Here is an 8,684-nt window from a genome sequence, read left to right on the forward strand (position 1 = left end):
CCTCATTCCTGTTTTAACATTGCCATAATTTTTGCTTCTGCCACCAAATCGTTGTCTACAAAGGCTTTTCCTTCAAACAACCATATTTCTTTTCTATGTTTTATTACCTCTACAACAAGCTTCAGCTGATCGCCCGGTATAACCGGCTTCCTGAAACGTGCGTTATCAATGCTTGTAAACAATACGGAACCTTTTTTATCGGGAAAAGATTTGAATGCAAGTACACCACCTGCCTGTGCCATTGCTTCAATAATAAGAACGCCCGGCATAATTGGTTTTTGTGGAAAATGACCTGTAAAAAAAGGTTCATTAAAGGTAACATTTTTTATACCGACAATTCTTTTGGAAGGTTCATATTCCAATACCCGGTCGAGCAGTAAGAATGGATAGCTATGGGGTAACAGCTGCATGATTTCGTAAATGTCAATCATTATCGGCCTCCATCTGGAGCTTCTTTTCCATTTTTTTTATTCTATCGTATAATTTTGGGAGATTTTTTATATGACCTTGAAGCCTTAGCCATTCTTTATGCGGCATGTGAGGATTCCCTGAGATAAGCGAGTTTTCCGGTACGCTTTTTGTTATACCTGTTCCGCCTGCTGCTCTGACATTGTCTCCAACAACCGCATGATCTCTAACGCCAACCTGTCCTGCAAGAATCACATTTTTTCCTATAGTTGAACTTCCAGCAATGCCTACTTGAGAGACAATAATTGAATTTTCTCCTATGGATACGTTATGAGCAATCTGCACAAGATTATCTATTTTTGTACCTTTTTTTAACAGGGTTTTCCCGAGAGAAGCCCTGTCTATGGCAACATTTGCGCCAATTTCAACATCATCCTCAATTTCAACAGTACCTATTTGAGGAATCTTCACATGTTTCTCACCATCCCAAACATAACCGAATCCATCGCTCCCTAAAACTGCTCCACCATGAATTATAACTCTTCTGCCTATAGTTATCCTGTCATAAATGACTACATGGGGATATAGAATTGTTTCTTCACCTATTGTCACATCATCGCCTATATGAACAAAAGGGTAAACAACTGCTTTTTTTTCTACAATAGTCCTTTCGCCTATATATGCATAAGGATATATAGTGGCCTCATCGGAAATTTGTGATGTTTTTGCAACGAATGCTAACGGGCTTATCCCTTTTTCAATAATCTTCCGAGGATGAAACATTTCAATAACTTTTGCGTATTCCAGTGCAGGGTTTTTTGTAATAATAAAGTTTTTATTTTTAAATTCATCAGGATTTATATTCTTACCGATAATGATTGCCGATGCCTTACAATCTTTCAGATACTTTTTAAAACTGTTGTCTGTAAGAAATGTAATATCACCTTCTTTTGCTTCCTGTATACCTGATATGCCGGATATGGCAACAAATCCGTTGCCCGCTAAATTCCCCTGTATTTTTTCGGCAATTTCATCAAGTCTGATCATTTTTTATTTGTTTTCTTTTTCGCCGTTTCGTTATACAGGTTGATCACTTTATTTGTTATGTCGATGGACGGAGAAAGAAAAAGTGCCTGACTTTTTTCAATTATTATTGTGTGTTTATCCCTTTCGCCGATTGTTTTGACGACATCTTCAAGTTCTTTCAATATTTTTTGTGTGAATTCTGAATCTTTCTGCTGAAGTTCAGTCTGATAATCATTATATATTCTCTGGTAGTCCTTCGTTTTAGCCTGATACTGTTTTTCTTTTTCTGCTCTTGCTTCAGGAGTTATAGTTGCGCTCTGTTTTTCTATAGCGTCTTTCATCTTTTGCAGTTCACTCTGCTTATTTTCGAGGTCTTTTTTTACTTTTTCAAATTCTCCGGTCATGGCATTTTTTGCTTCCTTCCCTTTTTCTGATTCAAGCATTACTTTCTGAAGGTTTACAAATACGATATTCTGTGTTTGTGCTATTAAGGCAGATGGGAGAAGAAGCAATACAACTGCTACAAAAGCTAATGAAACTTTCCTCATGTTCCCTCCTAATTAGTATTGTGTTCCCATTGTAAAATCGAACACACTTCCTTTTTCACCGGATTTTGGGAAAAGATTGAATCCAATCTCAAGCCGTATTGGACCCATTGGCGAAAACCATCTTATTCCAAATCCCGCCGAAGCTTTCATGTAATCTTTTAGCATAAAACCTTTTGAATCGTCAAACCCTGCACCTGCGTCGTAAAATATTACCCCTTTTAAACCAACAGGTTTGTAAATAGGAAATATCCACTCTGTATTAAAATAAATCTGGTTTCGACTGCCTATAGATTCATCGTCAGTGTCTTTAGGCCCTGCTTCGCCATACTTAAAACCCCTAATTGTATCTATTCCGCCAACAAAAAAATTCTCGTAAACAGGCACTCTCTTCCCTCCGTATGACCTGATAGTGCCTACAGTGCCTTTTATAAAAAATTCGCTGTCCCAAAAGCCTGCCGGTATGTATTGTCCGTAAAAAACAATTGCTCTGTAAAAGAAATTATCACCGCCAAAAGGACCGCCGGCAATTTCTAAAGAAGCCTCTGAATGTACCCCTACATGTGGGTTCAGTATATCATCAATCGTGTTTTTTGTTAGAGCAAAGGTCATGCTGCTTGTTAGTGCCGTTCCTGCCTGTTGCATTATATAGGTGGTTGCAGATGCATCGATGTTTGTAACATCTGTGTTTTCCACCCTGTATTTGATGCTCCCTTTTATATCATCCGTAAAGGGCCGTATAAGAGATACACTACCGCCCTGTTTTTTATAATCGTAAGTGTCCATTATTCTTTTGTAATTAAACAAGCCTAAACCGGCGTTTAAGTTCAAATCAAAAATATATGGCTCAAGATATGAAAGCTGAAATTCCTGCGTAAAAGCTCCGAGAGAAGCGCTCAGGCCTACCCTTCTCCCTGTTCCTAAAAAATTCTCCTGTGCAATGTTGCCAGATAAAATCACTCTGTCATAGGTGCTATAACCAACACCAAAACTTAGAGTGCCTGTTGGTCTTTCCTCAACGGCAATATCAAGGTTAACCTTGTCAGGTTCATCTGTTTTTAAGATTTTGAAGTCTGTGTCTTTAAAAAATGTAGTATTCTTTAGACGTTTTTTGCTCCTATTAATGTTTGTCACGGAGAATCTGTCGCCTTCCGCAAATCTTAATTCCCTCCGAATTACTTTATCCCTTGACTTTGTGTTGCCCAGTATGCTGATCCTATTGAAAAATATCTCATTTCCTTTTGTTATGTTGAAAACGGTGTTCACTTTTTGTGTATCATCATCTATTGTTGTCATTGGAGAAATGTCACAAAAAGCATAGCCTTTGTCCTGGTATATATCTGTTAACATCAAAATGTCTTTGTGAAATAACGATGCCCTGAAAACATCTCCGGGTTTAGTTTTCAACCTTTTCAATAATTCATCTTTGCCTAACATGACGTCTCCGGCAAAATCTATAGAGCCTATTCTGTACATATTGCCTTCTTCAACCGGCAATGTTATTTCTATAGTCTTTTTATTATCAGATAGTTTGATTGCAGGTGTGCCTACTTTTGTTCTTACATAACCGTTGTCGCTATAAAATGCTTCAATATTTTTTCTATCTTCTTCAAGCAAATCTTCATCAAGTATGCCTGAACCGGTAAACCATGAGAGTATGCCCTTTTCTTTTGTTCTCATGTAGTCTTTTAGCGTGCTTCCCTTAAATATTTTATTGCCTGTAAAGGCTATCTTCTTTACAAATGCCTTTTCCGGTTCTTCTATAATTAACTTTATCGTTACCTCATAATCACTTTCGCTATCTATTTCATAGCTCACCCTCGCTGCATAATAGCCCTTGCTTGCATAGTGTTTTTTTATTTCATCCATACTTTCTTTTATTTTTTCAAAATTCAGGACTGAACCGGTTTTTACTTTTAATTTATCTTTTAAGTCCTCAGTTTTTATCTTTTTATTGCCGGAAAGAAAAATGGCTTTTATAGGTAATCTTTCGATAACAACAAAAGTTACTATTTTGCCTTCTTCAGCATCCTGGACATCTATCTGAACATCGTTAAAAAATCCTGTTTTATAAATGGATTTCATATCTTCTCTTATCTTATCAAGGTTATAGGGCTCATTTTCCTTGGTTTTTATATTGTTCATTATAAAGCCAGTATCAATTTTTTCATTTCCAGTTATATTAATTTTTATTATTTTCTCTGTTTCCTGTGCATTGACAGAAAAAGAAAACAATATTGTTAACAATATTATTAATGATAGTTTCAGGATTCTAATCATATGGATATGGAAAATTAACAAATATAAGGCGTTGTGTAAAGGTAAAAAATTCCGTCCTCTTGACTAAAAATGCAAAATGAATGCTTTTTCTATCTGAATTTAAGGACTCCAGACTTATTACACAGGTGGGATATAGGGCATATGCTGCAATGCGGGGATATGGGTTTACAAATATTTTTTCCAAAAGTCACAAGAAGAGTATTGTAAATAATCCAATATTTTTTTGGGAGAACTTTTCTCAATACTTCTTCTGTTTGATGGGGATTTTTTGTCATAACAATGCCGATCCTGTTTGATATCCTGTGAACGTGTGTATCAACGCATATACCGGGTTTGTTATAGCCTTCCGTTATGACCAGGTTTGCGGTTTTTCTGCCTATGCCTTTTAATTTCAGTAATTCATCAATAGAGTCAGGCACTACGCCATCATAGGCATCAATAATTGTCCTTGATATGTTTTTGAGAACAGCAGATTTATTTTTATAAAAACCGACTGGATAAATCAATTCCTGGAGTTTTTCGATGGGAAACGATACCATCTCTTCAGGCGTTCTTATTTCTTTAATTAGTTTGTTCATGACCTTTTCTGTCAGTTCATCCTTTGTCCTGAGACTCAGGAGCGTGCCGACAAGTACCAAATAGGGGTTTCTATTTTCTTTTTTTGAAATTTTTGTAACAACAGGCACATTGTCCTTAAATATTTCTCTAAGTATATCCATCATTTCTTTGAATGGAAAAGTCATTAACGGTCTCCTTTATTTATAAGTGTCTTGTTCAAACCAAACATATGTATTTTGGCGCAACTGTAAAAGCCGATAAGTGTCTATATTGTTTTTATCCATTTCCTCATATGCTCGGCGTGAGAGCCATTCCAAAAGACCTTCATGCAAAGAGGACAGATCTTAAAAGTATCATATTTATGAAATATAAATTCAGGTACAAGCCCTTCTATATCGTCTTTTTTTGCGTTACTCAGCAGTGTATTGCATTTTATGCATCTTTTCATCATGGTATTTTTATCGATATGAGGTTCAATAATATTTTTTATCTCTGCAAGCTGATCAATTACGTTGTTTGATTCTATATAAACACAGTTGCCGAATGATGGTTTTTGCATTTTGCTTTTTTATGAAAAAAATCGGGGGATTATTTTCATTTTTGTATTTATCAAATTCTGCCGCAAATGTGACATGAATTGTATCAAAGCCGAGGATTCTCAAATATTTAGCAAGCTTACCCAGCATTGCATCGCATATGAATCTCATGCCAATCTGCCTTTCAGATTGCATAACTTAATGCCTTTCAGATTGTATAATTTAGCCGGTTTTGTGATTATCTGTTTGCCAGATTCAGGGCAACCTTTTTTGTGTTTTTAAGAATCTCTTCCTCTCCCGGTATCAATCTGCCCTCCATTAAAACATTACCCATACATATCACCGTATCAACAGCATAACCGTTTGATGCATAAACTATATCGGAGTAAAGATTAAAATTAGGAGTAAATTCCGGTCGTGTCAGGTCTATGAGGATTATGTCAGGACTGTTTCCGACCTTTATCTCCCATTCTCCAAGAAAAAACATATCGGCAGCCACCTTGGTTGCCATATCAAAGGTTACTTTAGCGGGCATGAATGTAGTAATCCTGGTAAAAAACTTTGCCATAAGTGATGCGAACTTCATCGTTTCAATGATATCAAGGTGGTTGTTGGATGCGCATCCGTCTGTTCCGAAACAGAAAGGTATTCCTTCCATGAAAAAATGAGGAAAAACCCTTCCTACTGCCAGTTTCAGGTTGGATACAGGTACATGGACCAGTTTAGATTTGTTTTTTCTCAAAAGCGAGCAGTCCTTTTCATTTAGCAGACAGCCATGACACCCGATAAACCTGTCGGATAAAATTCCTATTTCATCGAGGAATTCAGTAGGAGAAAGTCCGTACCGCTCTTTTGAAAAATCTGTTTCTTCTTTTGTTTCCGAAAGGTGCATATGGATGAGAATATTTTCCTTCTCAGAGAAGTCTCTTATCCATTCAAGGCTCTCTTTTGAAACTGTATAAATAGCATGAGGTCCGAGGGTAAATGTCACATAAGGTTTATATTTCTCGGATAATTCGAAGAGTTTTATATTTTGCTCAATTTGTTCCTGTCCCTTTCCTGTATCGAACATATCTATAAAAACTGCGCTGATAAAACCCCTTATGCCCATATCACATACCGCTTTTGCAGTTGCCTCCCAGTGCCAGTACATATCATTAAAAACAGTAATGCCGTTTTTTATCATTTCAAGACAGGCAAGTTTTGAACCCCAATAAACATCATCTTCAGTCAGTTTGGCCTCAAGAGGCCATATCTTTTCTTCAAGCCATTCCTTAAGGGGCATATCATCGGCATAACCCCTCATAAGAGTCATTGCTGCATGTGTGTGTCCGTTTATAAAAGAAGGCAGGGCAGCCTTATCTCTGCCGTTGATGATTCTGTCAGCATTGCGGATACATTTTTCCGATATTTCTTCAATTGTGCCGTTATTTATGAAGATATCTCTTATGTTACCATCCAGCATCACATCTTTTATGAGTATTTTCATGCAAAATCCTTTTCAATAATTGTTTTAATCAGGAACTCTATTGACTGCATATTTTTCTGCCAGTTTGTATTTATTTCATCCATTGTGAGCGGTATTCTGGCAATACCATTACAGTAATTATCAACAGAACAAAGGCTTGAATAAGGGATTTCATATTCCATACATAGTGCTGCCTCTGATGCCATTGTCATGCCCACAATGTCGCCGAATCGTTTAAGCAGCCTGATTTCGGCCTTTGTTTCAAGCCTCGGTCCTTGAGTCTGGATGTAAACGCCGCCGGAATGGACATGCATCCTGAGTTCTTTGCACAATGCAGTAATGTACTCTTTCATGCCTTCATGCATCTGAGGCACAATGAATTTCATTTCATTGTCAAAAAATGTTGATATATTCCAAAAGGATATAAAATCATCGGGTATGACAAATGTGCCAGGTTTAAATTTTAGTTTCAGGCTCCCAACAGAGTTTACAGACAAAACCTGCTTAACATTCATTTTTTTAAATGCCCAGATATTTGCTTTGTGATTAATTCGATGCGGAGGAACAGGCGGGCTGCCATGTCTCTGGATGAATAACGTATTATCTTTAATTTTTGCATTAATATCGCCGTAAGGAGTTTCTATTCTGTGTTCATCCCATGGTGCAAAGATAGATGAATTTAATAGCGATGTACCCCCGATTATTCCGTTCATGAATCAGTATTTACTATTTAGCAGCTTATGAGTCAAGGAATTTTAAGGCGCTCCTTTTTTACCCTTCACTCCTATCATCACCCTTTTATCGCTTTATATGACTTTTCGTCAACAGACCGTTCTCTAAAGAAAATATTTCATTTAAAATAGGAATATTGATAGCAGATGATATGAGCATGGATATGAAAATTATTGTATAAAGGAGGCATTATGAAATCTAAATCAGGGATCGGGGCATACATCCTTATAGCTTTGGGCACCATTTTTCTTCTGTCTAATTTCGGCTTGCTGCCACACCCATTTATGGCACAATGGTGGCCATTGATTCTTGTTCTTGTCGGTATTCTGTTGTTGATACGGCGTTCATCCCGAGAGAAACAACAGAACCATCTTGAATAATAATAAAATCGGGCTTAATACGATTTTTAAGGGCCGAAAACAGCCTCTAAATGCTATACTATCAACGATCTACACCATCAAAAACTCAAGGGGCTGAGAAAATGGGTAAAAAAACTGTCCTTATTGCGGATCTAAGCACACCCAAAAGAAAGGTATGCAACACAACAGAAGACGATACCGCTGTATGGTATGTAACAGACAGTTTCAAAATAATGCCAACAAAAACCGGATAGAAAACATTCTCTGGCAGGAGTATGTTTATCGGCGGCAAACAATCGCTCAGCTCTCAGCAAAGCACAAGAAAAGTAAAGACTGGATACGGGAACACATACACAATGTTCCAGTAAAGAATCGTTACAATACCCCGCAACCCGTTGTTGTCATTGCAGATGTAACCTTCTTCGGCAGAAGTTCCGGTCTGTGTGTAATAAGAGTGCCACATCTGAAAAAGAATCTCTATATACAGGAGGTACGCAGTGAATCGGCCGAGATATACCGGCAGGGAACTTCCATCAAAAGCAGATCATCACACGCTATCTGACAAGCAACCCAAAGCTTCAGGCAAGCAGGGAGTTGAAGATGCTTACAAAAGACCTCTGTGTGATCAGCGAGAAAAACTTTATTGCCTCTCTGGATACCTGGTATATGCAGTGGTCATCCTTTCTGAAAGAAAGAACGACAGATCCCATAACAGGGAAATGGCATTATACGCATAAGAGACTTCGCTCTGCATATAGAAGCCTGAGACTAA

Annotated in this window: 10 protein-coding genes; 2 read left to right on the forward strand and 8 right to left on the reverse strand. The window is 37.4% G+C overall.

Features of this window, described 5'->3' with window-relative positions:
• Nucleotides 1-2: 2 nt before the first annotated feature.
• The 8 genes from fabZ to NT010_16890 all read right to left on the reverse strand — a co-directional run bounded on the left by fabZ (nucleotide 3) and on the right by NT010_16890 (nucleotide 7,534).
• Nucleotides 3-431 carry a 3-hydroxyacyl-ACP dehydratase FabZ gene (gene fabZ, locus NT010_16855; protein ID MCX5807712.1) on the reverse strand — a complete coding sequence of 143 codons (429 nt, stop codon included), beginning with the start codon at nucleotides 429-431 and terminating at the stop codon, nucleotides 3-5.
• Entirely contained in the window at nucleotides 424-1,455 is a 1,032-nt protein-coding gene (lpxD, locus tag NT010_16860) for a UDP-3-O-(3-hydroxymyristoyl)glucosamine N-acyltransferase (protein MCX5807713.1), read from the reverse strand. The genes fabZ and lpxD overlap by 8 nt, the downstream gene beginning before the upstream one ends.
• Nucleotides 1,452-1,982 (reverse strand): OmpH family outer membrane protein, encoded by a 531-nt coding sequence (locus NT010_16865; GenBank protein ID MCX5807714.1) that lies wholly within the window; start codon nucleotides 1,980-1,982, stop codon nucleotides 1,452-1,454. Before NT010_16865 ends, lpxD begins: the two co-directional genes overlap by 4 nt.
• Nucleotides 1,983-1,994: 12 nt before the next feature.
• The gene (bamA, locus tag NT010_16870) at nucleotides 1,995-4,259 is read right to left on the reverse strand and encodes an outer membrane protein assembly factor BamA (GenBank protein MCX5807715.1); all 2,265 of its coding nucleotides are present in this window, start codon (nucleotides 4,257-4,259) and stop codon (nucleotides 1,995-1,997) included.
• An 89-nt stretch (nucleotides 4,260-4,348) separates the two neighbouring features.
• A complete protein-coding gene (locus NT010_16875) occupies nucleotides 4,349-5,002 on the reverse strand; it encodes an endonuclease III (protein ID MCX5807716.1) in 654 nt (217 codons plus the stop codon).
• A gap of 80 nt (nucleotides 5,003-5,082) precedes the next feature.
• Entirely contained in the window at nucleotides 5,083-5,376 is a 294-nt protein-coding gene (locus NT010_16880) for a hypothetical protein (protein ID MCX5807717.1), read from the reverse strand.
• Nucleotides 5,377-5,591: 215 nt separating this feature from the next.
• Nucleotides 5,592-6,842, reverse strand: coding sequence for an amidohydrolase (locus NT010_16885; protein ID MCX5807718.1), 1,251 nt, complete (start codon nucleotides 6,840-6,842; stop codon nucleotides 5,592-5,594).
• Nucleotides 6,839-7,534, reverse strand: coding sequence for an MTAP family purine nucleoside phosphorylase (locus tag NT010_16890; GenBank protein ID MCX5807719.1), 696 nt, complete (start codon nucleotides 7,532-7,534; stop codon nucleotides 6,839-6,841). Before NT010_16890 ends, NT010_16885 begins: the two co-directional genes overlap by 4 nt.
• Nucleotides 7,535-7,744: 210 nt before the next feature.
• Between NT010_16890 and NT010_16895 the strand changes: the two genes are divergently transcribed.
• Entirely contained in the window at nucleotides 7,745-7,933 is a 189-nt protein-coding gene (locus tag NT010_16895) for a DUF5668 domain-containing protein (protein MCX5807720.1), read from the forward strand.
• 154 nt (nucleotides 7,934-8,087) lie between these two features.
• The gene (locus NT010_16900; GenBank protein MCX5807721.1) at nucleotides 8,088-8,474 is read left to right on the forward strand and encodes a hypothetical protein; all 387 of its coding nucleotides are present in this window, start codon (nucleotides 8,088-8,090) and stop codon (nucleotides 8,472-8,474) included.
• Nucleotides 8,475-8,684: the final 210 nt, after the last annotated feature.

The organism is Pseudomonadota bacterium (assembly GCA_026388275.1).
Lineage (GTDB): Bacteria > Desulfobacterota > Syntrophorhabdia > Syntrophorhabdales > Syntrophorhabdaceae > JAPLKB01.